The organism is Mycobacterium europaeum (genome assembly GCF_034555895.2).
Classification (GTDB): domain Bacteria; phylum Actinomycetota; class Actinomycetes; order Mycobacteriales; family Mycobacteriaceae; genus Mycobacterium; species Mycobacterium europaeum.
Genome location: NZ_CP157315.1, coordinates 2,874,965 through 2,898,814, shown reverse-complemented (window position 1 = coordinate 2,898,814; position 23,850 = coordinate 2,874,965). Strand labels below are relative to the sequence as shown.

Sequence of the window (23,850 nt, the reverse complement as noted above, 5' to 3'; positions counted from 1 at the left end):
TCGCCGGCGGGTCTGCGAGAATCGCTGCGTTATGCGATCCCTACTGGTTCTGGCGAGCGCCGCCGCCGCGATCGGCCTGGCCGCGCCCGCGCACGCCGACATCGACAACGATCAGGACTTCCTCAAAGACCTGCGCGATGCCGGCATCACCTACCAGGACGGCGGCAACGCGATCACGATCGGCAAGGCGGTGTGCGACCTGCTCGACGACGGGCAGTCGGATGCGAAGATCGTGACCGACCTGCGCAACCAGAATCCGGATTTTCACGGGGCCAGCGCCGCCAAGTTCACCTACCTCTCGGCAGCGCACTACTGCCCGAAGTACATCACCGGCGAAGACCGCGGGCCGAAGCCCGAGGGCGCGACGGGCAACTGAGCGCCGATCGCCCCAGTTGTGCCCGGCACTACGCTGGTAGCTGTGCGTGCCGATCCCGGACCGTTGACGTGGGGCGCCGCAGTCCAGGAGTGGCGACCCGACCCGGTCTCCGTCGCGGTGATCGCCCTGCTCGTCGCCGTATACGTCTGGTGCTACCGACGGGCGCGGGACACCGAGCAGTCGGCCCGGCACGCTCAAGCCGCGTGGTTCGCCGCGGGTGCGGTCGTATGGTTGCTGGCGACGACGAGCGCGATCGGCGCCTACGCGTACGTCCTGTTCTGGGTGCGGGCCTTGCAGGTGGTGCTGCTCCTCTACGTCGTGCCGCTGTTGATCGCCCAAGGCAAGCCGATCACCGTCCTGCGCGCCGCGCTGGGGCCGGGCGGTCGCGACCGGGTGGATCGGCTGCTGGCGACGCGCCTGGCCCGGGTGGTCGCGCACCCCGCAACCACGTCGGTGGCGATGCTGGCCACGCCGTGGCTGCTCTACCTGACTTCCTGGTACACCGCGGCCCTGGAAAACGAATGGGTGGGCACCCCGACTCGAATCGCGCTGGTGGCCATCGGCTTTGGGTATTTCTATGCTCGACTGCAGGAAGACCCGGTGCCCCGCAGGTACCCGCAGTCGATCTCGCTGCTGATCACCGTCGGCGAGGCCCTCGGCGACGGCATTCTGGGGTTGGTCATCTGGCAGGGCGCATTGATCGGCTCGGCGTATTACGCGGATCTGCACCGATCCTGGGGTCCCGATCAGCGGCTTGACCAAACGATCGGCGCCGGCGTCTTGTGGATTCTCGGGGACTTGGTCGGATGGCCGTTCGTGCTGCTGTTGATGCGCGCCCTGTCCCGCGACGAGAAGGCGCATGCGGTGCGGGTCGACGCCGAGCTCGACACGGCGGAGGGGGGCCAGGACGGAAGCGCCGCGCCGTCGGGACTGTGGTGGGAGAACGATCCGGAGCTGCGCGAGCGGTTCCGCCGGGGCTGACGCCCAGGCCGTGGCTCAGGCGGCCCGTGCCGTCCAGGCGAAGTTGTGCATCTCGGGGATCCGTGGCGCCAGCGCGGCGGCGACCAGGCGGCCGATCCGGTCGGCCGCGGCCAGGGGAGTGTCGGGATCGAGGAAACCCTCTACCTCGACGCGCAAGGTCCGGCCCGTCCACCGGGCCCGGGCGTGCGCGTGCGTGACGCCCGGCACGGTGGCGGCGACGGCCTCCGCGGTCGTGACGATCTCGGGGTCGACGCCGTCGAGCAGGCGGTGAGCGATGTCGGCGGTCACCTCCCAGCCGACGTGGCAGATGAACCCGGTGACGACGATCCCGGCGACGGCGTCGGCCCAACCCCAGCCGAGCGCCACGCCGACCAGCCCGAGCATCGCCCCCGCCGACGACAACGCGTCCAGCCAGGAGTGCTTGGCGTCGGCCACCATGGTCGCCGAGCGAATTCGCTTGCCCACCACCAACTTGTAGCGGGCCACCAGCTGGTTGCCCGCGATTCCCACGATCGCCGCGGCGATGCCCCAGCCCACATATCCGGTGCCGCCGTGCCGGAGCAGCTTCTCGACGCTCTCGTAGGCGGCGACGGCGGCGCTACCCCAAATCACCAGTGCCACACCGATGCCGGCCAGGTCCTCGGCGCGTTCGTAACCATAGGGATAGCGCTCGGTGGGGACCTTGCGCGAAGCCCGGAACCCGACGAAAACCAGGACGCTGGTGGAGACGTCGGAGAGATTGTGTAAAGCGTCGCCGAGCAGGGCCACCGAGCCGGAGAGCAAGGCGATGGCCAATTCGACGAGCCCGGTCAGCGCCAGTCCGATGGCGCTGACGGCGACGGCCCGGTTGGCCTGCCGACGCTCGCCCGCATCGTCGGTGACGGTGTCGAGAGGGAAACTTGCCGCGGGATCACGGACGCCGTTGACGATGTGCATAGGGCAAGCATGCCCCATCGGTCGCCGGCACCCAACCCGGTTGCGCGCCCGGGACGGCCGTGGGCGGGCACTGGCGCGGGCCGGGCGGAATCGACATCGCCGGGCTACCTGACGTGCGCGGTCACTTGTCCTGATCGGGGCGCGGGGTGCGGTCGCGCGTGGGGCGAGCGCGCCTCGGGAGAAACATGAGCATCACCGGGAACCGCAGCAGCGCGTCGCGGTGGGAGATTTCGAGGAACACGGTCTCGATCTCGATGTTCCTGATCGGCTGCCGTTCCATCATCAAACGGGTCCGCAGATAGTGCGGGGTTCTCAGCCACTCGATGAAATTCATGCCCGCGACTCTACCCGTGTGGCGAAATTCATTGCGGGGCAGAAAAATTTGCAGAACTGCGGGTCTACTTGGCCATAGCCGCGGGCAAACGGTCAGCCGGTACTGACCCGCTGCAAATCGACTGCGTCCGGAGCGATCCCGTCGTCGGCGGGGCCCCGGCATCCGTAATGCTCAGCGGGGCCGCCGCTCACGCCGACCCGCCGTCGCCGGGTCCGACACCCCCGCCCGTGCGGTGGCCGTCACCGGATTGAGCAATCGTCGCCAGCGAAGCGGATTATTCAACTCTCGATAAGTTCCATTTTCCCTGGTTTTCCTATTCTTCGTATCCTGCCGCATTAGAGCCGCATCCTGCGGGCGTCGTCAACGGCACGAGGAAAGGAAGCGGAGCAAATGCCCCCATCTCGCTGGCTGGCGCGACTGGCCGTCCCCGTCATTGCCGGCGCCGCCCTTCTCACCGGTCCGGCGACCGCGAGCGCTGACGCGGCGGACGACGCCTACCTCGCTCAACTCCGGGCTGCGGGCTTCAATTGGCCGCCGGACCACGACGCCGCCCTGACCGGCATGGGGCGCCTCATCTGTGACGATCTCGGGTGGGGCTGGACGTACGACCAAATTGCCCAGAGCGTCCACGCCAACCTGGACCCCAGGAATGTGACGTTCGGGGACGTCCATTCCATGGTGACGCTGGCGCACGCGACCTATTGCCCGCTGCAGCGGTGCTGGACCGACCACTGCTGACCCGTGAATTCTTAGGACCATTTCTGAGACACGGCCATTGTTTCCGGTGTAGCGTCCCGATCAATTTCATAGCGGGCGTGGCAGAAAGACCGGGCAATGAAAGCAGCAATCGCGGTCGCGGCGGCAGCCGTTTTTGCGTTAGGTCTGCCGACTGCCGCGCCGGCCCGCGCCGACACGACCGGCACCGTCAAAGCGCCGACCACCCCGCGCATGAATGGCGCCAACCTGAAGTCGGGCCAGGACGGGGTGTACGACGCCGGCCAGGTCCTGACCCTGGTGTGCCACGCCGCGGGTGAGCCGGTCAAGGGCTTCTTCAGCTACCAGATCGCCGACGGCGGTTGGGACAGCCTGTGGTACAAGACATCTGACGGTCACTACGTCGCCGACGTCGACGTCGATACGCGCACCCTCGATGCCCTGGGCCCGGACTGCGGCGGTGGGGGAGCGGCCCCCGCGGCGGCGACCGTGGAAGACAAGGCGGCACGTGCGATGGCCTGGGCGCGTGGCCAGATGGCCGCGGATCCGGACAACACGGTCCAGTGCGAGGCGTTCGTCGAGCAGGCCTACAACCACGCGTTCAGATATCCGTCGGCGATGGACGCTTTCAACGATTTCAACCGCAAAGGCCTGATTCATACCAACGCCGAGAACATTCCGGAGGGGGCACTCGTCTTTACGAGCAATCCGGGATTCGATCACGGCACTGGGCACGTGATGCTCAGCGAGGGCAACGGCCAATACCTCACCGCCAACTACTTCACGCCGCCGCATATCCGGGAAATACGACCAAGTCCGTACGATTCGCAGAACATCTTTCTCGGGTGGGCCTACGCGCCGTAGGTGGCCTGGGCAATCTGTGGTACTCACGACCACATGGACAATCCTTCACCGGGCCCGGGTTGGTGGCTGGCCTCAGACGGCAAGTGGTATCCGCAGCAGTGGGAATACACGTGGGATTACCGCGAGGGGGACACCGCCATGGACGAGATGAAGCTGAAGGCGGATGAACTGGGCCGCCAGGGGTGGGAGATGGTCGGGCTCGACGCCGACCACCGGGGAGCCTTTTCCGTCGCATGCTTCTTCAAGCGGCCGATCGCGCCGTAACCGGGCCGCGGCGCCGGCGTGAAACTTCGCTGAGGCGCGACCCGCTCAAGTGGGTAACCAAGCCGGTAACGCGCCGGGACGCGTCGGTTGAGCGATCAGGTCACTACTCGGAAGGCGGCATCGGATGGTTCGTGAGCAGGGCGGCCGGTGGGACGTCAGCATCAAGGACAACGCGGTTTACCTCGAGCGGGTATCGGAGGACGACGAGCGGTTATTCGACGAGGCGCTGACGTCTGACGAGGCGCGCGACTTAGCTGAGCTTCTGACGAAGTTCGCCCACAGGCTCGATCACTCCGAGAAATCCAAGGAGTCCGGGGATTCCGACGAGGACGAAGACGACGAAGACGCCGACGACGACGAACACGACGGACACGACGAAGACGACGACGAGGACTCGGATTAGGTTGGTGGGCACCGAAACAGGGCGTCGTCGCGTCGGACGGTGAAGTAGCCGACACGCGCACCGTCCCCGCGGGCGTCGAGGAATGGGGACGCGGCGGGCGCGCGGACGCGCCAGCCGCGACGGCCGCTCGGCGCGATGAGATCATGGGCGGATGACCACCCACACCTGCTTGGGTTGCGGGCTGCAAACTCGCTACTCCTACGGGCGCGCCTGCATGGGGTGCGGTCTGCCAACCCACCGCTCATATGGTGATCGGCCAGATTGGCGTCCGCAGGCGGCGGCGGCGTTCGCGGCGCCGGCACGGATCGTCAGCCTGGGCGAGCGGCATCCGACGGCCGCGGTGGCGTTGATCGTGCCCAGCGCAATCATCGCCATCGCCGCGGTCGCCACCTACCCACTGGTGTTCGTGCCCTTGCTGGTCCTGCTCGGCGTCGCGTTGGTGGCCTCGGCCCGCTACGAGGAAGCCCGCAGCCCCTCGGAGTAGTTCGCTGCTCGGCCGTGGTCGAAAGGAAAGTTGGGGGCCTCATAACCGGCCCTACAGGACGGCGATGAATCAGCACACCGTGGGTAGCATTGGCAATTTCAGTGCTGCTGATGGGTAAAGCGTGCCCCTTAAACGTGTTGACGAATTGAAGCCCGGTGACAAGATCCGCATGAAGATCGGGCATGCCACCGTCGTAGCGACTGAACCCCTCGATGACGAGCGCACCATGCTGACCTTTTTCTATGGAACGAAACACGCGGCCGATAATGCTCTCACCGTGGATGTCCTCGACGATGACGAGTGGGGTTGGTGAGGCATCCCGCCAGACTCTTGCCCGCGAGGCGATCGGCATATCACCATTGAACGGGTACGGCCTCAGAGGAGAATTGATGATGTCGCACCGCGTGAAATGCTTCGTCGGATTGTGCGCCGCGTCGCTGCCGATTGCCATGTCGCATCCCTCGACCGCCTTTGCCGACAATCCGTCGTGGAACGGCCAGTACGCGATCACGTTCATGGTGGGTCCGAAGGCCGGCACCAGCATGGCGGTCGGCAATCCCGAGGTGCAGCACACCGAGGTCTACGGTTTCCGCTCGAGCTGCACGAACGGGAAGTGCGTCGCCACGATCGTCAGTGGCCCGCCGCCGACTAACCCGACGGTTCCGCAGCCGGTGCAGTTCACCTGGGACGGGAAATCCTGGTCGCAAACCAACGATTTCCAGTGGGACTGCATGATGCCCGACACCTCGATCGAGTGGAATCCGGCCCGAGCCACCGTGCGCTACACGCCCCAGCCCGACGGGTCGCTTGACGGCCTCATGCACACCGACATCTTGAGCGGCGCGTGCCAGGGAACCATCGACATGGACATGAAGGCCGAGCGCGTCTGAATGTGTCCCGACGGCACCGCCGGACGGTCAAACATGAGGTGCTGGACCAGCACCAGATCTCAATGAAGCAATGTCCGTGCGCCCGCACGCTATCTGAGACCGTTCAGCGTCCCGGTATCGAAGCCGTACAGTGCTGAAGATGCATCGCACGACAACCACGTCGCCGCGCTTCAGCGGACACACATCCGCGCCGTGACAGCACTGGATGAAGCCGCCGCCGCGCTGGCTGCAAACGACATGGCGCGGGCCGAAACCATCGCCGGCGAAATTCTGAACGCGCAACCAGCGAATCCCCAGGCGCTGCACGTGTTGGCGGCGGCGCTGTCCGCGCAAGGCCGGGCGGCCGAAGCGCTTGCCGCCTACCAGTCGGCCGTGGAATGGCTGCACGGCAACCTGGTGCCGACACAAACTCCCTTCGGATTGCACGTGCTGCACGTCCTAGGTTTTCGGCCCAGGGGCATCCTCGATATCGGCGCATTCGAGGGGACTTTCGCGCGAACGGCGCGGTATTTCTTCGGGCAATCTCCGATCCTGATGCTCGAAGCTCAGCCCAGCAAGGAGATGCAACTCAAAGCTGTCGCCGCGCAGCTACCGGATGTGGACTATCGCATCGTGTTGCTAGGAGCGGAAAACCACGAGCATGTCGCTTTCCATCAGGTGAATGCTGCGATCAACTCCTCCGGCTCATCGCTCTACGAGGAGCAGACCTCCTATCCGCGCGACACAATCTCGCTGCCCATGCGCAGATTGGACGACGTGCTGACCGAGCTGCCTGGCCGCGAATTCGACCTGCTGAAAATCGATGTGCAGGGCGCGGAAATCGACGTGCTGCGCGGCGGCGCACAGACGCTTGCGGGCGTCGAGGCCATTGTCATCGAGTTGTCCCTGCTCGAATACAACAGAGGCGCCCCGCTGATCGCGGAGGTGATGAGATGGCTTGGCGAGCAGGGTTTCTCGCTATTCGACGTGTTTCCGGTCTCACGCATCCCGACGACCGGCGCGCTGCTCCAAGTGGACGGGATCTTCCTGCGCCGCGAATCCAGCCTATGGCCCAAGGCGCCGTTCTTCTGAGCCTTGCGCGATGCCGGCATGAAAAGCCTCGTGGGGTCAACCCGGAAACGCTGCGCACAGGTGCCTGCCCGCAGCGTGTGGGACCCGCGCTTCGCGATTGCGCGAGCCGGTCACGATTCGCATCTTCGTCGCACCGGGTGCTGTCGTCCCCGGCCGTCCGGTCTGAGTCGATCGACCCGGCTGACGATGTTCCCGCGGCGACAGGTCCGGGTGGCGAGGGGAGCTGAGTGACTACCTCAGACGCTGGTGATGCGAAATTGATCCGGCTCGAGCATCAACTAGCTTCCCGGTGCACTTTGGCGAATGACCTTGGGAACCGGTAGGCCATCTCGACGTAGCTCGCCGGGGAAGCATGGTGACGTTGCGACGATGGTCGGTGGATAGTCGGGGGGATATGCCGCCTTGATTTGTATGCGGTATCCGTCCGGGAAGTAACCGAATTGGTTCGGCTTTTCAAATCCGTCGCGCTCCATCACCGTGATACCCCAGCTTCGCCAAAGCTCTCCGGCGCGCGCTACGAGATCTGCAGACTTCGTTCCGGCGGGCGCGATCACTTTGGCGAACAACGAAAACTCGGTGGGGCCGGGGCCGGGGCCGGTGTAGTTGTCGTCGCACCCGAGGTTGCTGCCGCCGATGGTGTCGCTCGTGTCGAGGACGGTGCCCGGCGGCAACCCGTCGACCGTTTTCTGGAGGTACTGGAGCACTGAGTCCTGGGCCTCTTGTTGGCTTTTCGGGATCTTCGGTGACGGCGCAATGGGTGTGGGTTCCATGGGCCCTCCTGGAATGATTGTCGCGCCGGACGGAGCTGATGGCCCCGACCCTGTGTGCTTAGTTGGATTGGTCGATGAGCACGCTGCAAGTGCAGCCGCTGCCAACAGAACAGCGAACACGTCGAGCAATTCGCGAGTCTTTGTCTTCGTCATCCTTTTGCCGTCACTTCGGTGGTGTCACATCGGTTCGTCCGGCGATAATGCGTCCCATGTTATCGAGCGCAGGGTTGCCACTGTCCCAGTAGCTGCTGTGTGCTGCTATCGAGGGCAGCCCGAACGGCCAGGTGGGTCCGGGTGCGGCCTGGAAAGTCGTAGCGCCAAAATCTGCGCCCGTCGGGTCTGGGCCGAGTGTCCATCCGGTCGCGACGCCGATGATGTCGTTTTGTGCTTTCGTCGCGTACACGTGGGCACCGGGGGCGAGGTTGAGGTCGCCGGCATGGTCGGTGAGCACGCCGGGACTGGCTACCGCGATGACGTTGTTGGCGTCGAGGTGGTGGCCCCCGAGCGCCGCCGCCCCGACCTCAGTCGAGCCGTAGCTATGTCCGATGACCGTGTTGACCGATGGCCCGCCGGTAAGAGCGTCGTTGTGAGACGCCCGCAACCCGGCTTGGAAGTCATCTAATGCGGCGGCGCCATTGTGGGCGTAGCTGGTTGACGCAGCTTGGAACACGTCCATTGGCCGGTCATAACCCATCCAGGTCGTCACAGAAACGTCACCGGGCGCAAGCCTGCCGTCGGCGTCCCTCGCGGCCTGATACATCCGCAGAGATTTATCCTGGCTGCCGCTGAATCGTGTCGTATCCTGACCCGTTCCGGGCACAAAGGTGGCGTCGCGTTTGGCGGTATCGGGATTGTTGATGGAGACCGCGGCGTGGCCCTTGTCGTCGATGATCCCGAGATACTTGGGCGGGTTGCGTGGGTCGACTTTGCCCCCTGGCGCAACTTGGTCCGGCGGTGGCCCGAGTGAATTCTTCACATCCGCATACCCGTCGTGTGTCCGGTTGGCGGCGTCCCACTGTTTCCTCCAGTCGCGGTAGGTACTGGTCATGATTCCGGGCGTGAAGCCGCTGGCCCAGTCTGGATGCTCGGCACGCAGGCGGTCCAAATCGGCTTGATTGGACCTCTGTAATTCGTCGAGATGCATGCGGTTGTAGTGGTCACGGTCGGTGAAGGGCATGCCGCCGTGGTTGCCGATGAAATGATCGCGGTCGTATTCCGCGTCTTTTTGCTCTTGGGTGAGCGAATTCCATACCTGCGCAAACTGATTGGGGTCATCCGGCAGCGGGGGCGCCGGCGACAGCGGCCCCTCCTGCGCCCTGATACCTGCCGGGTCGTATCCATCACTCTTCAGGGTGCCCAGCGCGTTCTGCAACGTGTTCGAGTAGCCGTCGCGTGTTGCTTGCAGCTGGCCCAGTGCGGCCTTCGTGTCGCGAATGGCGTCGTCTTCGAGTGAGGTGATGTAGCCATTGAGCGCATTTCGGTCGGCCGTGCTGAGGTTGGGGTGCTCGTTTTCCAACTCGACGGCCTCGGCGATCATGTCGTCGAGCCCCTTCAGCTGCGCTTCCAGCGAGGCTATCTGGCCGGCGGCCGTTTTTTGCGCCTCGGCCAAGGATGCGGCGATGTTTTCCAGGTCCGCGCCGATTTTGGGGAGTTGCACGGACTGCGCCCCAAGGGATTTCGTCACCCGCTGCACTTCAGCGGAGGCGTTGATCGGATGATCGCCGTCCTGGTGATTCCAGGCGGCATCGAAGCGGGAGCGCGCTTGCTCGAAGGCATGGTCAGCTTCGGCGGTCGAATGGCCCGCGGCTTTAAACGCATTCGCCAGGTTGGAAATCTGCAGCGGGCTGCCGGCTTGCAAGCTCCGATCGATCGCCCACGGATCACCGCCAGCGAAGGCGATCAACGCCGGGATACTTATGTACTTGAGCTGCATCGCACCGCGAGCTGTCCGCGACTGCCGATCCGCGTTCGATCACCGTCAACAGACATCGCCACCCCTTCTGAGCGGGTGTAACGCTACTACCGCCGATCGCACCGTCAATTCACATGCAAAAGGCGCGGTATCGAACCCCGAAATGGCCCAGAGGTGAACGTCTGGGTTTTGTCGGGCGGTGACGTCTCGGCTTGGCTCGAGCTTGTCCGCGGACGTGGCTCGGGTACTGTACGGGTCTGGCGTTTTCGCCGACCTCGCTTCCGCAGGACGAAGGCCGTTGCCGCACAGAGTATCTGAGCGATTCGAGGGCGGTGATTGACGCTCATGGCTGGTCAGGGCTGATTCCGCGATCCGGTCGGCATGCTCGGTCACCTCGATGGGGCGAGCAAGAAGTTGTTCGGCGAGAACTTCTTTGGCACCAACCCCAGCCTGGGTGTCGACCCCGCCGTGGACGGGTTCGGTTCGGTGCGCTTCCGCGCCGAGGTTCCTGGGTCCGACGGCATCAACCCGCACGACCACTCGTACTACTACCACCGCGGCAGCGAAGCCCTCTATGGCATGGCCGACATCGTTTCCGGCCACGGCGACCAGCTCCAACCCGACGGCATGACAGCCGAACAGCGCCATTCGTTCGGGGGTGTACAGGTCAGAATCCCGGGCCTGCCCCCGGTCACCATCGGTCCGCACACGCCGGCGGTCATTGACCCGGAATGGGAGCGGTCGCCAGGATCTATCACCGACAACCATGTGTTCGATGCTCAACACCACCGCTGCCGCAGGCACGCCGACCGCCGACGGTCTAGCGCTACTAGCGTCGTGGGCCGCCACCCAACAGATGCCGGCGACCGAACTCTAAGCATCCACAATCGCTACTCCCACGGCGAAGGCAGCGAAAGCGTCGATGTGCTGGATGCTGGGGTGATTCACACGCAGGTCCGGCGGTGCATGGCGTTCTTCAAGTTCGCAGATCCTGAGCACTTCGTGCGGATGATGTGTAAAGCCAAAGCGCGGATCCAAGCGCTATTTCGTGACTTGGTTAAAGGGCTGCTAGCCGCGCGGGCGGTACACCTGAATGGTTACTCAGCGGGGTATTCCCAAATGTTCGTATGGTTCAACTCATGGTGATGTACACACACCATCGTCTTGCCCTGCCCATCCGTCGTGGGAGGCGCCCCCAACGGACACTGATCCCCCGGCGCCGGCGATAACGGCGCCAACACCAACGCCGCAGCAATAAATGCGGATGTCATCGTTGCGCTCCTTTCGCTAGCCGCTGCTCGTTGCACGATCTCAACACCAGCAGAGTTCAAAGAACACGGCATCACCCAGCGCGTCGGCTCCAGCCTGGAGTTGATCCCGCACCTGTTCGGCCCGAACCGGAGACCCTCGGGTCAAACGGGAGCGTGGCTGGGGGCACGGTACGGCGCGGATTCCATCAACGATGCTGCGTTCCGGAGATCAGATTCTCGTGCTTCGAGCGCAGGACATCGTTTTGTACCGCAGCGGGCCGCGTGTGCGGGTGCTTCCGGAGCCGCTGGCCTCGACGTTGACTGTCCTCATCCAATTGTGGAGCTAATGCGCGATCGCCGTCCGGTACCCGGCCTCGGCCTGCACCATCACCGGGTTGACCCCGCCAAGCTGGTAATGCCTCACCTCGACCCGTCATCGCCCAGATTCATGACGCCACCCGAAACGCCGCTCTTGCTGTATTCGGGTCCATTTCGCGGCGGTGGTAGCCCTGCTTGATGGTCGCGTGGCTGAGGATTAGCAGCCACGTGCGGCGCTGCTTTTTAGCGCCGTCGACGGTCCGAGGGACTCGCGGGTCGTAGTTGTCAACCAACGCTTGGGAGGGTCGGCGGAGCCATTTGTCGCGGCTCCAACTCAGCTTGCGAGGGCCGTATCCCTTGGCGTACTTCATTGTTATCCCTTGCTTGCTGGCTCGAACTGCCATGTCGCTTCGCGTCGCGCGGGTTCACTCTTCCGGTCGGTAGTGGACGTGGTCGCCGTCGCACTCTGGGCGACTCCCCATGATCCTGTTGGGATCAACCAAGGGACGCGGTGACGCCGGCCCCGTGACCGACGTCCATTCCGGGTCCGTATACAGGTCGATTCGGCGGTCTCGGATCCAGCGGCAATACCAGTAGAAGAAGATGGTGAAAAGAGCCATCAAGGCCACCATCGCGACCAATCCGAGAATCGCGGTCATCATGCTGGGCACGCCGCTTGTAGGGCTTTGCCGACGTTTTGGCTCTGTGCGGCGTAGTCGGTGTAAGCGCGCTGGAAGTTCTGACTTGCTGCTGAGCTGTCGTCCGATCCGTTCTGTGACTGTCCCGGAATCGTCTGGCGCCACACTGCGAGCATCCTGTCATCGAGATTGACTAAAGCGTAAGCCTTTTCACGCAAACCAGGATCGTGGATCTGCTCGGCGTACTCTCGCAGTCGGGTTTCGCGAGTTTGGTACGCATCCACTAGTTTCTGCGGGTCGTCGATGCTGGTCGGGATGAGATCGCGCATTCGCGCGCTCTCGGATCTCGAGTACTTGAGCATGTCGTTGACGACCGCGCAATCCGAGTTCGGACTTGGCCTCAGATACAGCCACACCGAAATCCCGGCTATGGCCAAGACCAGCACGGCAGCGGCCGCCGTGGTGATGACGGTGCGCCTAGTTGCCACGGGTCATCACTGGTGGGCTGGGGATGCCGGTCGACGGTAGGCCGCCGGCCCACCAGCCGTTTTTGATGTCGATGCTGCCGCCGTTGAGGTCGGGTAGGTGGATGGTCGCTTCTGGATATACTGAAGACGTTTGCATGAGTTGTCCCAGGGTAACGGGCTTCCAAGTGTGGGCTTCGCTCATATCTGGAAGTGTCAAATCGCCGAACGGTCCTCCAACACCTTGCCAGACCGGAATGGTGTTGAGTTCGTACTGGTATTCCTGCCATTGCGCCTGATACCAGCGGCCGTTGATTTGAACCGCCTTAGTGATGCCGTTGAATTCAGTACCACTAATCCGCACCTTTGATGTGCCCTGGAGATCTAGTCCCCAGGCCTTCGCCCTCTGCGGATTGTCAGACCCGCCGCCGATTGAAGTCACGCCGGTCGATGGGCCGGTCAGCAGATCGGGCCGCACGCAGGGTGGGTCCGATTGATACAGCGAGGGGTCTGGCAACCCGTTAGGGCTATCCGATGGATGATCTGGGTCCAGCGCCCAGTAGCCGGTGCCGGGGTGCCAGCCGGGTGGCGGCGGTCCGTCCCACCTGCCGGCGGGCGGATCGCGCCGTGGCAGTTGCGGAATGTCACCGTTCGAGTTGTCGCCGCCTTGGGTGTTGTCCACGAGTCGGATACCGGTGCCTTTTCCGTTATGTGCAAAGGTGGCGTTCCCCAGACCGGTCGTGGCGGCGGTGAGTTGACCGGCGACCTTGACTTCGGTTCCGTCGAGTTGTTTCGCTCGAGACCAGATTTCACTAGCCATCGTTTCTGCTTGCGCCTGACGAGCGGCCTGCTGTGCCGGTGCGCCGCCATGGTCGGTGTAAGAGACCGACAGGTCTTCTCCGACATCAAATCCCGCATTCTCGGCGTCCGCGACGGCATTCAACACACTTCGCTGGGCTGCGCTGATGTCGCTCGCCCCGTCGCGCGCTATTCCGGCTGCCTGGCGGAGCTGGTCAGCTTTACTGCTGACGGTGGATAGGTCGGCTGCGGTGCGTTGCCGCAACGCATCACCCCCGGCGCCTTTCCACGCGATGGAGTGGGACTGGTTGCGCATTGTCAGAAATATGTCTTCCCACTGGTCGGCGGTCTTGCTCCAATAGCTGGCCGCATCAGTCAAGTGCGCGGTGCTCCATGCACGGATTTGTGAGAGGGTTGCGGCGGCCATCAGACCATCGTCACTTTTGGCACGTTAGCCATTTCCCCTGCAGATTTAGCCTCCTGGCTGCCGTAGCCGCCGGCGGCGTTAGTCACCTGTCCCGCAGTCTCCTGGGTACGTGACGCGAACGCTGCTGCGTCAGTGCTGATCATTGCGTTGATACTGCTGACCGCGGCGGCGGTGGGTTGAAATGGTTGCCCTGGCGACGGTGGCGTGGTCGCGATGAGCTGGGCGCCCAGTCCCTGCCATTGCCCCGCCGTCGCGGCTAGTTGGTCCAGAACGACCTGCAGTCCGTCCGATCCCATCTGACGATCGTAAGCCGATCCCCGGAGGGACACTATTCACTCACGACTTTGATTGGCGTCCCCCGAGTTGTTGCGGCCGGCCGACAAAGATCGCCGTCGATCTCGGCGCCATGGTGGCAAGATGCGCCGAGATCAACGCCGTTTCGCCCGAATTCACGGACACATCAGCAGGGTGACCCTGTACGGTGCGGCAGCGTCCCAGGCTGTGATGGCGAGGTTCTTCAGGGTGCGTGCGACTCTTGCCATAACCCCACCTCCCTTCCTAGCCGATGCTGACAGCAGGTGAATCATCTCCGTGATCACGAAGACCGCGAGGAAACCCTCGTGGTCCATCCACTGGTTAACGATGGCTGCCATCGTCAGCGCTGTGACGCCAGTCGCAGCGGACACGTCCGTCGTGTTTCGGCTTGTCGTTGTGGGCCAAATTTTACCTAATCCTCGCGTGCACGCGCGGCTTGATCGACGGCGCTGGAAAGGCCCCGTCCCCGCGAATCGCCACGCGTCGAAGACAAAGAGTGTTTCACGGCTTTATGGGTTTGACCTGCAAGGTCTCCCGTATCTGAGGCCGCAGGAGGGCTGAGACCATAGATCGATAACGCTCTTTGGCGAGCGCCGTGAGGCGTCGGGGGTGCGATAGAGGGTCTACGGTTCGTACCTGGCGTCAGGGACTCCGTTGCGGTAGAGGATCTCCTGTTCAAACCTCACGTCGGTGACACCGTTTGGCTCGGCAGGAGACGCTGTCTTCGCCAAGGCGTCGATGATCTTCTGCTTGAGTTTGTTCGGGATGTCGAAGGATGACTTGATAATCACAGGCTTGCCGTCGCCGGCTTTAACGCTCCACACGTTGCCGCCGATTGGAACTACATAGTCTTGCAGCACCGTCGTTACGACTCCCCTGACGTAGTCTTCGCCTACCATGCCCCAAGCTAGCCCCCGCCGCCGTTCATGGGCGGTCACTCGTCGCAACACAGCATGGAGGTTGTCGGTGTCAGGCAGGTTCCCCTCTGTTGCGGCCGATGGTTGCGCCGCGCGGGAGTCCACGGGGAGTCCACGAAAATCAGCTGAGGCTCTGAAAACTAACTCTGAGCTACTAGAACTCTGGTGCGCGATACTGGGATTGAAGTAGGCGAAGTGCGGCTATCGCGGATCGGTGTCTGACCTGCACAGAAAGCCTCTGAGCTGGCGACATGTGGGACAGTATCGCGTGAGTGACGCGGAAGCAAGCGGAACATGTTGTAGCCTCATTGGGCATGTATTGGGCACGCCGGCCGCGATACTAACCACCACGGAGAGCCATGGCACGCACGCGCGACAAGCGCTCATTCGCCACCATCCGGCGGCTGCCGTCTGGCCGCTACCAAGTGCGCTACACAGGGCCCGACGGTGTGCGACACAACGCGCCGTCGACGTTCGGCGCCCGTATTGACGCCGAGGCGTTCATTGTTGCCAAGCGCCGCGAGATCGACCGCGGCGTGTGGGATGCCACCGCGGAGGTCAAGCGCGATGCTGTCACGTTCGGTGTGTATGCGGTGTCGTGGCTCGAGGGGCGCCAGGTCGCCGGCCGGCCGATCAAGGAACGCACCCGCGAGCACTACCAGTCGATCCTCGACGACCACCTACTCGATACGTTCGGCGCGCGTCTGCTCGGCGCAATCACGCCGAAAGACGTGCGCGAGTGGCACGCCGCTACGCTCGTCGACCGACCCACGATGCGCAGTCACGCCTATTCGCTGCTGCGCACCATCATGGGCAGCGCTGTCAACGACGAGCTGATCGACGCCAACCCGTGTCGCATCGTCGGCGCCGGCCGCGCCAAGCGCGTGCATAAAATCCGGCCGGCCTCGGTCGCCGAGCTGGCCACGCTGACCGCTGAGATGCCCGAACGGCTGCGCCTGATGGTCACTCTGGCGTCCTGGTGCGCACTGCGGTTCGGCGAAACCGTCGAACTACGCCGCAGCGATATCGACCTGTCCGACGAGGTAATTCGCGTGCGCCGGGCGGCCGTCAGAACCAACGGCGGCTACCTGACCACCACGCCGAAGTCTGACGCCGGCGTCCGCGACGTCGCGATACCACCTCACCTCATCCCGCAGATCGAGGAACATCTAGCGAAATACGTTGCTAAACCTCGTGATTCGCTTCTGTTCGCCGCCCAGAACGGCGGCCATCTACAGCCGTCGACGCTGATGCGCCATTGGTACCGGGCGCGCAAAGCGGCCGGCCGCGAGGATCTCCGCTGGCACGATCTGCGTCACAGCGGCGCCGTGCTGGCCGCCGCGACCGGCGCCAGCCTGGCCGAGCTCATGGGCCGACTCGGTCATTCGACACCCACCGCAGCGATGCGCTACCAACACGCCGCCCAGGGCCGCGACCGCGAGATAGCTGCGCTGCTGTCCAAACTCGCCGCGAACGACGCATGATGGCCGAACCGATCCGCTACGTGGTCGTGTGCACCTGCACAGGCGAGGCCGAACCGCTGGCGTGGGTCGACGACGAGCGGCCGGCCGGTGGGCAGGTGACCGTCAGGTCGGCCCCAAACGCCGGTCAGGTGATTATCGGCAACCGGATGATGGATGACTTGCCAGCACCGACTCACGAGACGGTTGCAGCAGCGTGGGCCGATAGCACCGTTAGCGAAACACACTGGGACACTGGGCGTTCCGGCTGGGCAATCAACTGCCCACACTGTCCCGACCGGGCGCAACTCAGTGACTCAACACTGTCGGGCATCGCCGACGAGCTCGTCACGGCCCGCGACCAGCTGCCCTACGTGCCTACGCCAGACCCCACCGACCCGTCGATGATCGAGCAACGGCATTTTCTTCCTCTTGGTGTGTTAATACGCCGCTTGGGGTCTGGCGTCGGGTAATCTCGCTGGCGTCGCTTCCAACCGGGTGTGCGGCATCGTTTTGATGCCGAAAAGAGGCCCGGAATGTCCGACGCTCCAACACATCGACGCCGCTACGTCACGCTCGCCGAAGCTGCCGAATATCTAGGCGTAACCGCGCGCACCATCCGCCAGATGATCGCCGACGGCCGGCTCACCGGCTACCGCGCAAGCTACCGCCTGGTGCGCGTCGACCTCAACGAAATCGATGCCGCCATGAAGCCGTTCGGTGGCGCGGCATGAGCGCGAGCATGACCCCGAATGACAGAAGCCGCCCCGCGGGCAACGGAGCGGCTCCCAACACGACCAGCCAGATCGCTGACAGCAACCCTATCGGAGTTGGCTGGCGAAACTGCGTAGGCCAAGCCGCGACATTGCTCGCGCAGCTCGGCCGCCGGCGCGACGCCGCGCGGCGCCTGGTACCGCTCGACTGCGGCTGCCCCGACCCCTGGCCGTGCCGCTGCACCGAGCCACCGCTATCCGAACGCGCTCTAGACGGCTGGCGAGACGCCGCAATGACACTGCTCCGAGCTGAGCTAATTCCCCTGGTGCCGTTAGAAGTTCGCCGCGCCCTGTGGCGGCGCGGCGGTGCCGACCGCGTACTCGCAGAACTGCTCCACGACGCTTGCGGGGGAGAGGCAGCATAGTGACTCTCGCCGACAAACCCTCCGACATGGCCGCGAAAGTGGAACGCGCAGACCGCCAGGGCCGGCGCGACCTTCGCCTCGCTGCACTAGACGAGGCAGACCCCGAGGACCCCGGCCCGTCTGAGCCCGACGATTACGAGGCACCGCGCGAGACTGCCCGACCCAGCGCGCCAGCCGCGCATCTGCGTTACCCGGCGCTGGACTGGCAACGGGTATTCGACGGCGCACCAGATGACATCGACTGGCTAGTGCCCGATTTCATCGCCCGCGGCCAGTCCTACTCGCTGGTTTCACCCGCGAAGGCCGGCAAATCGCTGTTGATGCTCGACGTCGCCGCCGCGATCGCCGCTGGACGCTCACCGCTTGGCCATCCAGCACAACCGCCGGTGCGCGTGCTCTACGTCGACTGCGAGAACTCCCGCGATGACCTCGTCGAACGACTACGCGACATGGGCTACGGACCCCACGACCTGGCCGCGCTTCGCTACCTGTCCTTTCCGTCGCTGCCGGCACTGGACAGCCCCGCCGGCGGCGCCGAAGCCGCGGCGCTGGCCGAGCACCACGACGTCGCGCTCGTCGTCATCGACACGATCGCCAGAGTGGTCGCTGGCGAAGAAAACTCCGCCGATACCTACCGCAACCTGTACCGCTACACATTGCAGCCGCTCAAGGCTCAACAGCGTGCCGTGGTGCGGCTGGATCACCGCGGTAAGGGCGTCAACGCCGGCGCGCGTGGCTCATCGGCGAAAAACGACGACGTTGACGTCGTCTGGCAGCTCAACCAATCGCCTGGACCGGACGGCGAAGCGTATGTGACGCTGCGACTCGAGCGTCAGCGCGGAAGTGCACACCCTGAGCAAATCAACGTGTTGCGCGACGTTACGCCGCGGCTCCGACACGTCGCCAAGGATGCGCCGCTGGCCGCCAGCGAACAGCAGCGCGTGGGCGAGTGCATCGAGGCAATGAAGCTACTTGGCTTGCCGGCTGACGTCGGCCGGCCGAAGGCGCTCAAGGCATTGCGAGAGGCCGGCTACAAAGTTCGCAGCGACACCGTTATGGCCGCGGTGAAGGCGCGCAAGGCAGCGAAAAACTGCCCCGAAGCCGATGGGGGCAGCTTTGGAGGGCTGTTTTCGTGACTGCCCCAACAAAATTCGGGGGCACCGACATCAGTGCAGTTCAACGCGCTGGGGGCAGGTCGGGGCAGCTTGCGGCTGCGGGCGCGCCCAAACCTGCCCCAGCGGGTGTGTCTCTTAAGAGACACCCGCGGGGCGAAGGGCGCCGCGCCGCGTGCGCCGCACTGGTCTGCTTCCGCCTCACTGCCACATCGGAGTTCACCTACTGGCGTGACCGCGACGAGGCGGCTTCTGCCCCTCGCGCAACTCGCAACACCGACATGCGGACATCAGTGCATCGGCGTCCACAGCGTCGTGGCCGTAGACCTCGAGCCACCCCGCACGCGCGGCCGTCCGCGCGTGCGATGCCTTGAGAGTCCCCTGCCATGAGGGGGCGGGGGAGGGTTCAATCCCGACCGATCGGCACTGCCGACCGTTCTGCCAAGCGGTCTCGAGTTTCGGCAAAATGCGCAGATTTTTTGTGGGATTCGGCCCAAAACGTCAGAAAAGGGAGGTAGCTGCGGTTATGTTCGTGAAAGTCGCTGAATGCGAGTGTGCCTCATGAGGTCGGGGCAGCGGTGGGTGGCCGATGCGTTCCTGGCCGCGGTCGGCGAAATCAAGCTCAACGAGCCAACGGGCTTGCCGCTGTACAAAATCGACGAGCTGCTGCGGTTGGCGCGCATGTTGGCCGTCGAGTTGATCGACGAGACCGACGCCGAATCGTTGGCGCTGCTCGAGCTGACCGACGTCGTCGACCAGTGGTGCTGGGACTCGACCAACCCGCTGCTGATTCTGCGGTTCCTGGCGGCGCGGCGCGCCCACTGCGACACACTGGCGGCCGAGTTTAATGCGGATCAGTGACCGCAGGGGACCCGACCACTCGTCCCGCACCCGACACACGCTTGATCGCGCACACCGGGTTTGTTCCCGTAGTGGTAGCCGAATCCCATGCAGCTCCCGCAAATCTTAAAACCGTTACAGCCGGGACGATTACGACGACATGGCATTTCAGTTCGCCTCCAATCGACGAAACGAGCGCGCAATCAAAAGCGCCTGCTTTACCAGGGCGTTCAACCTGCGCCAGCTGCCGCAAACGTACTGCATACGAAGTCGAAAATAGAGCGAAATCGAAAAACGCGCTCCCGGACATTGGTGGCGCCTAGCATCTTGCCGGCGTGAATGCCAGCAGTGTAATTTTGGTGGCAGCCGTGGTGACGCCGGCCGAGTGATCGGCCGCCATCACCGCGGTGAGGTGCCCGCCACTGAACTGGCCTGCCGCCGAGGACCGCCCGCCGCCGAAAGGCCGCCGCCGGGGAATCGGCCGCCGCCCCAGCGACGTCGCCGCCGCCGAATCGCCCGTTTTCGGGCATTCCTATTTTTGCTGCGCGGATTATGTTGTCGCGCACGGCGTTTGGAGGCCATTTCAGTGAAAGACAAATTTTTCTGGGTAAAGCACTTTGGCCAGGGCAAGACCCCACATGTGTACCGCAGCGCCGCCGCCGGCGTGCTCATCGACAAGTCGCTCAGCGATTCGGAGAAGCACGCGGCTATCGACGCGCTCGAGGAACTGCTGCCCACGGCCAAAGCCGCCGGCGGCGCCGGCTGGATGCGCGACCTCGCCGCCGGCGGCGGTGCTGGCGCCCAGGTGATCACCAAGGCAGCGCTGCCCAAGGGACGGGAAACGGCGCCGCTGGCGTTCGCCGAGTCCGACTTGCAGCTGATGCACCAGGCGATGTCCAACCGCCAGCAGCTGCGGATCAAGGCTTTCAGCAGCCCCGACACACAGCTGCCGGCTCAGCTGTCGCCACAGGTCATCGGTCCGGTCCACGAGAACCGGCTGCTGGATCGGCTGCCCACCCAGGCCATCGGCTCGCCGAGTTACGAGTACATCCGGCATAACTCGACGACCGGCGCGGCCGCGGTTGTCGCCGAAGGCGCTCCGAAGCCCGAGCTCGTGCTGAACACCGACACGCTGACCGCCACCGCGCAGAAGATCGCGGCCCACACCGCGACGAGCTGGGAGGCCCTCAACGACTGGGCCAACTGGGTCGGCTACGTCCAGGGCGAGCTGTTCCGCCAGATCATCGACGTCGAGAACGCCGAGCTGCTCGGCACCACCGGCGACGGGACCAGCGGGCACCTGACCGGGCTGTTGCACACCAGCGGCATCCTGACCCACGCGGTGGCCAACGGCACGACCAACACCCTCGACGACGTCGAGCAGTCCATCGCCATCATGCGCACCGGCGCGGCCCTGGCTGAACCGAATCTGTTTGTCCTGCATCCGAACACCTGGTCGGCGATGCGCCGAACCAAAGACGGCTACGGGCGCTACCTGGTTGCGGCCGACCCGACCAAAGACGAGGCGAATCAACTGTGGGGCGTCGAGGTGCTGGTCACCACCGAGCAGACCGCCGGCACCGGCCTGCTGATCGACACTCTCAAGTTCGGCAAGGTGCTGGTGCGCGAGGGCCTGTCGCTGATGACGGGCACCAACAACGACGACTTCACCAGAAACCTGGTGCGGTTCGTCGGCGAGGAGCGCCTGGCGCTGGCCGTCGAGCGGCCGGCGGCGCTCCTGGCCATCACCGGCTTACCCACGAGCTGACAGGAGCGCAAGCTTATGAAAGTGAAAGTGCTGCAACCGTTCCAGGTCAGCCACGACGGCACCATTTACCGGCCAGGAGAGACCGCCGAGGTGCCCGACCACATCGGCACGCACTGGCTGCGCTCGGAATGGGTAGAGCCGGCCGACACGGCCGCCAAGCGGGCCAAAGCCGACATCGCCGCCGCGATCGAGGCTCGCGCCAACCGGGGCCAGCCGACCCCGTCACCCGACGAGGTCGGCGACCAGGCGCCCACGCTCGCCGCGGGCGAGTAGGGGTGTCGGCGCCGGCGCCGGCGAGCTCGACACGTCGGGGCCGGTGCCAGCCGGTCAAAGGCGCTCCCGCGTTCGACGTCGTCCTCAACGAGCACCACCGTGAGCGCGGCGGCCTGACAATCGGCCCAGGGCAATGGAAATGCCCGGATCGTGTGCCCGTCACCGTGGACCGCGGTGGCGTCTCGCATGTGGTCGGGTGGGGGCGCGCGTTCATCGACCACAAGGGCAACCCGCGGATACGCGGGCTATGGTCGACGACTCCGATGGGTGAGTACGTCAAAACACTTGTCACTCAACGGGTGGTGTCGTTCGCGAACGTCGACCTTGAGGCGAGCATCGACGGCGCCGGCGCGAGGGTGTACCAGGTTGTGGGCGCATCGTTCTCCCTGCCCGTTGACCCGCCGCCGGCGCCAGACGATGCCGCCGGGGACGACCTCGAGCCGGCGGCCGAGCTGCTCGGCCTGGCCGCCCGCATCTACGCCGCCCCGCGGGCCGAACGGCCTGGCTTGGCCGAGCGCGTCATCGCCTGCGCGGTCGCGCTGCGCGACACCTCGGCCTAGTGGTGGGAATTGGATAATGGAAGGGGCGCGGCTCCGGCCGGCGCACAAATAGATGTGCATTTGACCACCTCCGTTCGACGCACACGAGCTGCGCGCCCAAAAGAGATTGCCGGCCATATGGAGCGTGGTAGTGCCCCTCCCGCAACCGCGAGTGTACCCCCGCTCATAACGTGCCCTGTCGCCCTGGGCGCCACACCGGACGCGACACCAGCCGCCTAGGTGTCCACACAATGAGCGGCTGACGCGCTACAGCGTTCTAGTCTCTGCGTTGTGAAAGCAGCCGAATGGATCAGCCTGGGCAGTTTCGTTGCGGCCGCAGTATCGGCATTCGTGGCGTTCTTGCAGGCGCGGCGCGCCAAGGCGTCCCAGGACGCGGCCGCGCACTACCAGGCTAGGGCCGAGCAGAACGCAGAACGGGCTACGCAAGCGGCCGAGGAGGCCGCCACCGCGCAGCGCCAGACGGCAACCGAGGCCGGCCGTGTTGCCAAGGCCATCGAGGAACAGAACCGCGTGGCCGAGCAGCGGGCCGAGCAAGCCGAGGGTGTGCCGTGGCAGATCAGGCACCGCGAAGGTGACCTATGTGACTTGTGGAACATAACGGAGACAACGAAATTCGGCGTGCGCATAGAGGGCGGAGGTGTGCTGCAACCCAAGACCGTCGACCGCATTGACGGTCGCAGCTCGGCGGAGTTCTTCGCCACCAGGCACATGGGAGCAAGTAATGACGTCCTGGTCACCTGGTACCGCCGCGCAGACTTGTCAGACGAGCCGCGGCGATGGCGCGGCAACAAACCGCCAAGGCTATAAAGGCTCGCCTGCTGATGACATGGCTCCACGAGGCCCTCGAGCACGTTCCAGACGCCGTCAAGTACATCGGCAGCGGCGCAATCGGTGCTTACTTGCTGACCTGGGCGCGCGAACGCCGACGCACCCGCGACGCATACCGGGCGCCCCAGCGCGAAGCCATCGGTCAAATCCGCACCGCCACGAACTCGTTTATGTTGCGTGAGCTCGATACGCGCACGGCCATGACCGAGTTGGCCCAGCACATTCGCCATCTGATGACGCAAGGACAAGCGGCAGACTCGGAGCAAGTCATTGAGGCCACCAAGGCAATGGGTGAGCGCCTTCAAACTGCTATGGCCGCGATGGGCGCCGCGCTGCTCGACGTCGACTGCGCGTTTTCGATCGGAACGTTGACTATCGTCGATCCGCCATGCTGGGAAGCGATGGGAGCGGCCTACATCGAGTTCGATGCGGTGAGCCGCTCGCTACGCTACGGCGGCGCAACTGAAATGCGATCCCTCGACGAAATCGAGCAATACATCGCGGACCTGGCTAACTGCGCGGAAGCGTTCAACAAGAGCGTCGGCGCGCTGGTCCGTGCTGCGCAATTTCGGGTGTCACCAGCAGAGACTTTCACAAACCCGTGGAAGCGGCGCGGCGCGCGTCGCCGCCTCGGCGAGTATTACCGGCGGCGGCACGGGCTCGGTGCAGCCGAGGAACCACCCCAGCCGCATTACTGAAACCAGCGGGGCTGGCCGGCTTAGCCGAGCGAGTCACGGCGTGAGCC

At 64.6% G+C, this 23,850-nt stretch carries 28 protein-coding genes, 1 other RNA gene and 1 pseudogene; 21 read left to right on the top strand and 9 right to left on the bottom strand.

The window, feature by feature from the left end; genetic code table 11:
* The first annotated feature begins 31 nt into the window (after positions 1–31).
* Positions 32–376: a DUF732 domain-containing protein gene (locus tag U8D42_RS12890; RefSeq protein ID WP_085240049.1), complete on the top strand. Its 345-nt coding sequence runs from the start codon at positions 32–34 to the stop codon at positions 374–376.
* A 42-nt stretch (positions 377–418) separates the two neighbouring features.
* The gene (locus tag U8D42_RS12885; RefSeq protein WP_322860095.1) at positions 419–1,357 is read left to right on the top strand and encodes a cytochrome c oxidase assembly protein; all 939 of its coding nucleotides are present in this window, start codon (positions 419–421) and stop codon (positions 1,355–1,357) included.
* A 15-nt stretch (positions 1,358–1,372) separates the two neighbouring features.
* Here U8D42_RS12885 and U8D42_RS12880 read toward each other — a convergent pair whose 3' ends face one another.
* Both U8D42_RS12880 and U8D42_RS12875 read right to left on the bottom strand, forming a co-directional pair.
* Positions 1,373–2,293: a cation diffusion facilitator family transporter gene (locus tag U8D42_RS12880; protein ID WP_322860096.1), complete on the bottom strand. Its 921-nt coding sequence runs from the start codon at positions 2,291–2,293 to the stop codon at positions 1,373–1,375.
* Between the two features lie 121 nt (positions 2,294–2,414).
* Entirely contained in the window at positions 2,415–2,627 is a 213-nt protein-coding gene (locus U8D42_RS12875; RefSeq protein WP_085240052.1) for a hypothetical protein, read from the bottom strand.
* A gap of 390 nt (positions 2,628–3,017) precedes the next feature.
* Between U8D42_RS12875 and U8D42_RS12870 the strand changes: the two genes are divergently transcribed.
* The 8 genes from U8D42_RS12870 (at position 3,018) to U8D42_RS12835 (ending at position 7,317) form a co-directional block, all read left to right on the top strand.
* Positions 3,018–3,365: a DUF732 domain-containing protein gene (locus tag U8D42_RS12870; RefSeq protein ID WP_090423095.1), complete on the top strand. Its 348-nt coding sequence runs from the start codon at positions 3,018–3,020 to the stop codon at positions 3,363–3,365.
* Between the two features lie 96 nt (positions 3,366–3,461).
* Positions 3,462–4,205 (top strand): hypothetical protein, encoded by a 744-nt coding sequence (locus tag U8D42_RS12865; protein WP_322860097.1) that lies wholly within the window; start codon positions 3,462–3,464, stop codon positions 4,203–4,205.
* 33 nt (positions 4,206–4,238) lie between these two features.
* Positions 4,239–4,469, top strand: coding sequence for a hypothetical protein (locus tag U8D42_RS12860; RefSeq protein WP_085240055.1), 231 nt, complete (start codon positions 4,239–4,241; stop codon positions 4,467–4,469).
* A gap of 124 nt (positions 4,470–4,593) precedes the next feature.
* The gene (locus U8D42_RS12855) at positions 4,594–4,872 is read left to right on the top strand and encodes a hypothetical protein (RefSeq protein ID WP_085240056.1); all 279 of its coding nucleotides are present in this window, start codon (positions 4,594–4,596) and stop codon (positions 4,870–4,872) included.
* Positions 4,873–5,023: 151 nt separating this feature from the next.
* Positions 5,024–5,356, top strand: coding sequence for a hypothetical protein (locus U8D42_RS12850; protein ID WP_085240057.1), 333 nt, complete (start codon positions 5,024–5,026; stop codon positions 5,354–5,356).
* 121 nt (positions 5,357–5,477) lie between these two features.
* Positions 5,478–5,669: a hypothetical protein gene (locus tag U8D42_RS12845; protein WP_322860098.1), complete on the top strand. Its 192-nt coding sequence runs from the start codon at positions 5,478–5,480 to the stop codon at positions 5,667–5,669.
* Positions 5,638–6,246, top strand: coding sequence for a hypothetical protein (locus U8D42_RS12840; protein ID WP_244275430.1), 609 nt, complete (start codon positions 5,638–5,640; stop codon positions 6,244–6,246). The genes U8D42_RS12845 and U8D42_RS12840 overlap by 32 nt, the downstream gene beginning before the upstream one ends.
* Before the next feature lie 192 nt (positions 6,247–6,438).
* Complete coding sequence (locus U8D42_RS12835; RefSeq protein ID WP_348636955.1) at positions 6,439–7,317, top strand: FkbM family methyltransferase; 879 nt, start codon at positions 6,439–6,441, stop codon at positions 7,315–7,317.
* 278 nt (positions 7,318–7,595) lie between these two features.
* On the opposite strand, the gene U8D42_RS12830 is transcribed toward U8D42_RS12835, so the two are convergent.
* Both U8D42_RS12830 and U8D42_RS12825 read right to left on the bottom strand, forming a co-directional pair.
* Positions 7,596–8,087 (bottom strand): hypothetical protein, encoded by a 492-nt coding sequence (locus U8D42_RS12830; protein WP_249025845.1) that lies wholly within the window; start codon positions 8,085–8,087, stop codon positions 7,596–7,598.
* A gap of 163 nt (positions 8,088–8,250) precedes the next feature.
* Complete coding sequence (locus U8D42_RS12825) at positions 8,251–10,020, bottom strand: alpha/beta hydrolase (RefSeq protein WP_322860099.1); 1,770 nt, start codon at positions 10,018–10,020, stop codon at positions 8,251–8,253.
* A gap of 348 nt (positions 10,021–10,368) precedes the next feature.
* Between U8D42_RS12825 and U8D42_RS12820 the strand changes: the two are divergent.
* Positions 10,369–10,788 (top strand): annotated as a pseudogene (locus tag U8D42_RS12820) (alpha/beta hydrolase); the annotation flags it as partial.
* A gap of 1,437 nt (positions 10,789–12,225) precedes the next feature.
* On the opposite strand, the gene U8D42_RS12815 reads toward U8D42_RS12820, so the two are convergent.
* The 5 genes from U8D42_RS12815 to U8D42_RS12795 all read right to left on the bottom strand — a co-directional run bounded on the left by U8D42_RS12815 (position 12,226) and on the right by U8D42_RS12795 (position 15,231).
* Positions 12,226–12,651 (bottom strand): hypothetical protein, encoded by a 426-nt coding sequence (locus tag U8D42_RS12815; RefSeq protein WP_322860192.1) that lies wholly within the window; start codon positions 12,649–12,651, stop codon positions 12,226–12,228.
* Positions 12,652–12,682: 31 nt separating this feature from the next.
* Positions 12,683–13,894, bottom strand: coding sequence for a hypothetical protein (locus U8D42_RS12810; RefSeq protein WP_322860100.1), 1,212 nt, complete (start codon positions 13,892–13,894; stop codon positions 12,683–12,685).
* Entirely contained in the window at positions 13,894–14,190 is a 297-nt protein-coding gene (locus tag U8D42_RS12805; RefSeq protein WP_322860101.1) for a hypothetical protein, read from the bottom strand. The genes U8D42_RS12810 and U8D42_RS12805 overlap by 1 nt, the downstream gene beginning before the upstream one ends.
* A gap of 344 nt (positions 14,191–14,534) precedes the next feature.
* An RNA gene (locus U8D42_RS12800) (hammerhead ribozyme type II) lies at positions 14,535–14,598 on the bottom strand.
* 234 nt (positions 14,599–14,832) lie between these two features.
* Entirely contained in the window at positions 14,833–15,231 is a 399-nt protein-coding gene (locus tag U8D42_RS12795; protein ID WP_322860102.1) for a hypothetical protein, read from the bottom strand.
* Positions 15,232–15,485: 254 nt separating this feature from the next.
* On the opposite strand from U8D42_RS12795, the gene U8D42_RS12790 reads away from it, so the two are divergent.
* From U8D42_RS12790 to U8D42_RS12745, 10 genes are all read left to right on the top strand, one after another.
* Positions 15,486–16,610, top strand: a complete 1,125-nt coding sequence (locus U8D42_RS12790; protein ID WP_322860103.1) for a tyrosine-type recombinase/integrase — start codon at positions 15,486–15,488, stop codon at positions 16,608–16,610.
* Complete coding sequence (locus tag U8D42_RS12785; RefSeq protein WP_322860104.1) at positions 16,610–17,059, top strand: hypothetical protein; 450 nt, start codon at positions 16,610–16,612, stop codon at positions 17,057–17,059. The genes U8D42_RS12790 and U8D42_RS12785 overlap by 1 nt, the downstream gene beginning before the upstream one ends.
* Positions 17,060–17,122: 63 nt before the next feature.
* Positions 17,123–17,320, top strand: a complete 198-nt coding sequence (locus U8D42_RS12780) for an excisionase family DNA-binding protein (RefSeq protein WP_322860105.1) — start codon at positions 17,123–17,125, stop codon at positions 17,318–17,320.
* Between the two features lie 403 nt (positions 17,321–17,723).
* Entirely contained in the window at positions 17,724–18,860 is a 1,137-nt protein-coding gene (locus U8D42_RS12775; RefSeq protein WP_322860106.1) for an AAA family ATPase, read from the top strand.
* A 537-nt stretch (positions 18,861–19,397) separates the two neighbouring features.
* A complete protein-coding gene (locus U8D42_RS12770; protein WP_322860107.1) occupies positions 19,398–19,697 on the top strand; it encodes a hypothetical protein in 300 nt (99 codons plus the stop codon).
* Positions 19,698–20,262: 565 nt separating this feature from the next.
* A complete protein-coding gene (locus U8D42_RS12765) occupies positions 20,263–21,444 on the top strand; it encodes a phage major capsid protein (RefSeq protein WP_322860108.1) in 1,182 nt (393 codons plus the stop codon).
* Between the two features lie 21 nt (positions 21,445–21,465).
* Positions 21,466–21,717, top strand: a complete 252-nt coding sequence (locus U8D42_RS12760; RefSeq protein WP_322860109.1) for a hypothetical protein — start codon at positions 21,466–21,468, stop codon at positions 21,715–21,717.
* Between the two features lie 152 nt (positions 21,718–21,869).
* Complete coding sequence (locus U8D42_RS12755; protein ID WP_322860110.1) at positions 21,870–22,277, top strand: hypothetical protein; 408 nt, start codon at positions 21,870–21,872, stop codon at positions 22,275–22,277.
* 270 nt (positions 22,278–22,547) lie between these two features.
* Positions 22,548–23,084, top strand: coding sequence for a hypothetical protein (locus U8D42_RS12750; protein WP_322860111.1), 537 nt, complete (start codon positions 22,548–22,550; stop codon positions 23,082–23,084).
* On the top strand, positions 23,054–23,803 hold the full coding sequence (locus U8D42_RS12745; RefSeq protein WP_322860112.1) for a hypothetical protein: 750 nt from the start codon (positions 23,054–23,056) through the stop codon (positions 23,801–23,803). The genes U8D42_RS12750 and U8D42_RS12745 overlap by 31 nt, the downstream gene beginning before the upstream one ends.
* Positions 23,804–23,850 lie beyond the last annotated feature (47 nt).

Coding starts and splice junctions, on each gene's coding strand:
- U8D42_RS12865 (WP_322860097.1), top strand. CDS start 3,462: ATGAAAGCAGCAATCGCGGTCGCGGCGGCAGCCGTTTTTGCGTTAGGT.
- U8D42_RS12875 (WP_085240052.1), bottom strand. CDS start 2,627: ATGAATTTCATCGAGTGGCTGAGAACCCCGCACTATCTGCGGACCCGT.
- U8D42_RS12880 (WP_322860096.1), bottom strand. CDS start 2,293: ATGCACATCGTCAACGGCGTCCGTGATCCCGCGGCAAGTTTCCCTCTC.
- U8D42_RS12870 (WP_090423095.1), top strand. CDS start 3,018: ATGCCCCCATCTCGCTGGCTGGCGCGACTGGCCGTCCCCGTCATTGCC.
- U8D42_RS12855 (WP_085240056.1), top strand. CDS start 4,594: ATGGTTCGTGAGCAGGGCGGCCGGTGGGACGTCAGCATCAAGGACAAC.
- U8D42_RS12770 (WP_322860107.1), top strand. CDS start 19,398: ATGAGGTCGGGGCAGCGGTGGGTGGCCGATGCGTTCCTGGCCGCGGTC.
- U8D42_RS12810 (WP_322860100.1), bottom strand. CDS start 13,894: ATGGCCGCCGCAACCCTCTCACAAATCCGTGCATGGAGCACCGCGCAC.
- U8D42_RS12825 (WP_322860099.1), bottom strand. CDS start 10,020: ATGCAGCTCAAGTACATAAGTATCCCGGCGTTGATCGCCTTCGCTGGC.
- U8D42_RS12860 (WP_085240055.1), top strand. CDS start 4,239: ATGGACAATCCTTCACCGGGCCCGGGTTGGTGGCTGGCCTCAGACGGC.
- U8D42_RS12850 (WP_085240057.1), top strand. CDS start 5,024: ATGACCACCCACACCTGCTTGGGTTGCGGGCTGCAAACTCGCTACTCC.
- U8D42_RS12805 (WP_322860101.1), bottom strand. CDS start 14,190: ATGGGATCGGACGGACTGCAGGTCGTTCTGGACCAACTAGCCGCGACG.
- U8D42_RS12890 (WP_085240049.1), top strand. CDS start 32: ATGCGATCCCTACTGGTTCTGGCGAGCGCCGCCGCCGCGATCGGCCTG.
- U8D42_RS12745 (WP_322860112.1), top strand. CDS start 23,054: ATGGCGCGGCAACAAACCGCCAAGGCTATAAAGGCTCGCCTGCTGATG.
- U8D42_RS12780 (WP_322860105.1), top strand. CDS start 17,123: ATGTCCGACGCTCCAACACATCGACGCCGCTACGTCACGCTCGCCGAA.
- U8D42_RS12840 (WP_244275430.1), top strand. CDS start 5,638: ATGTCCTCGACGATGACGAGTGGGGTTGGTGAGGCATCCCGCCAGACT.
- U8D42_RS12830 (WP_249025845.1), bottom strand. CDS start 8,087: ATGGAACCCACACCCATTGCGCCGTCACCGAAGATCCCGAAAAGCCAA.
- U8D42_RS12785 (WP_322860104.1), top strand. CDS start 16,610: ATGGCCGAACCGATCCGCTACGTGGTCGTGTGCACCTGCACAGGCGAG.
- U8D42_RS12790 (WP_322860103.1), top strand. CDS start 15,486: ATGGCACGCACGCGCGACAAGCGCTCATTCGCCACCATCCGGCGGCTG.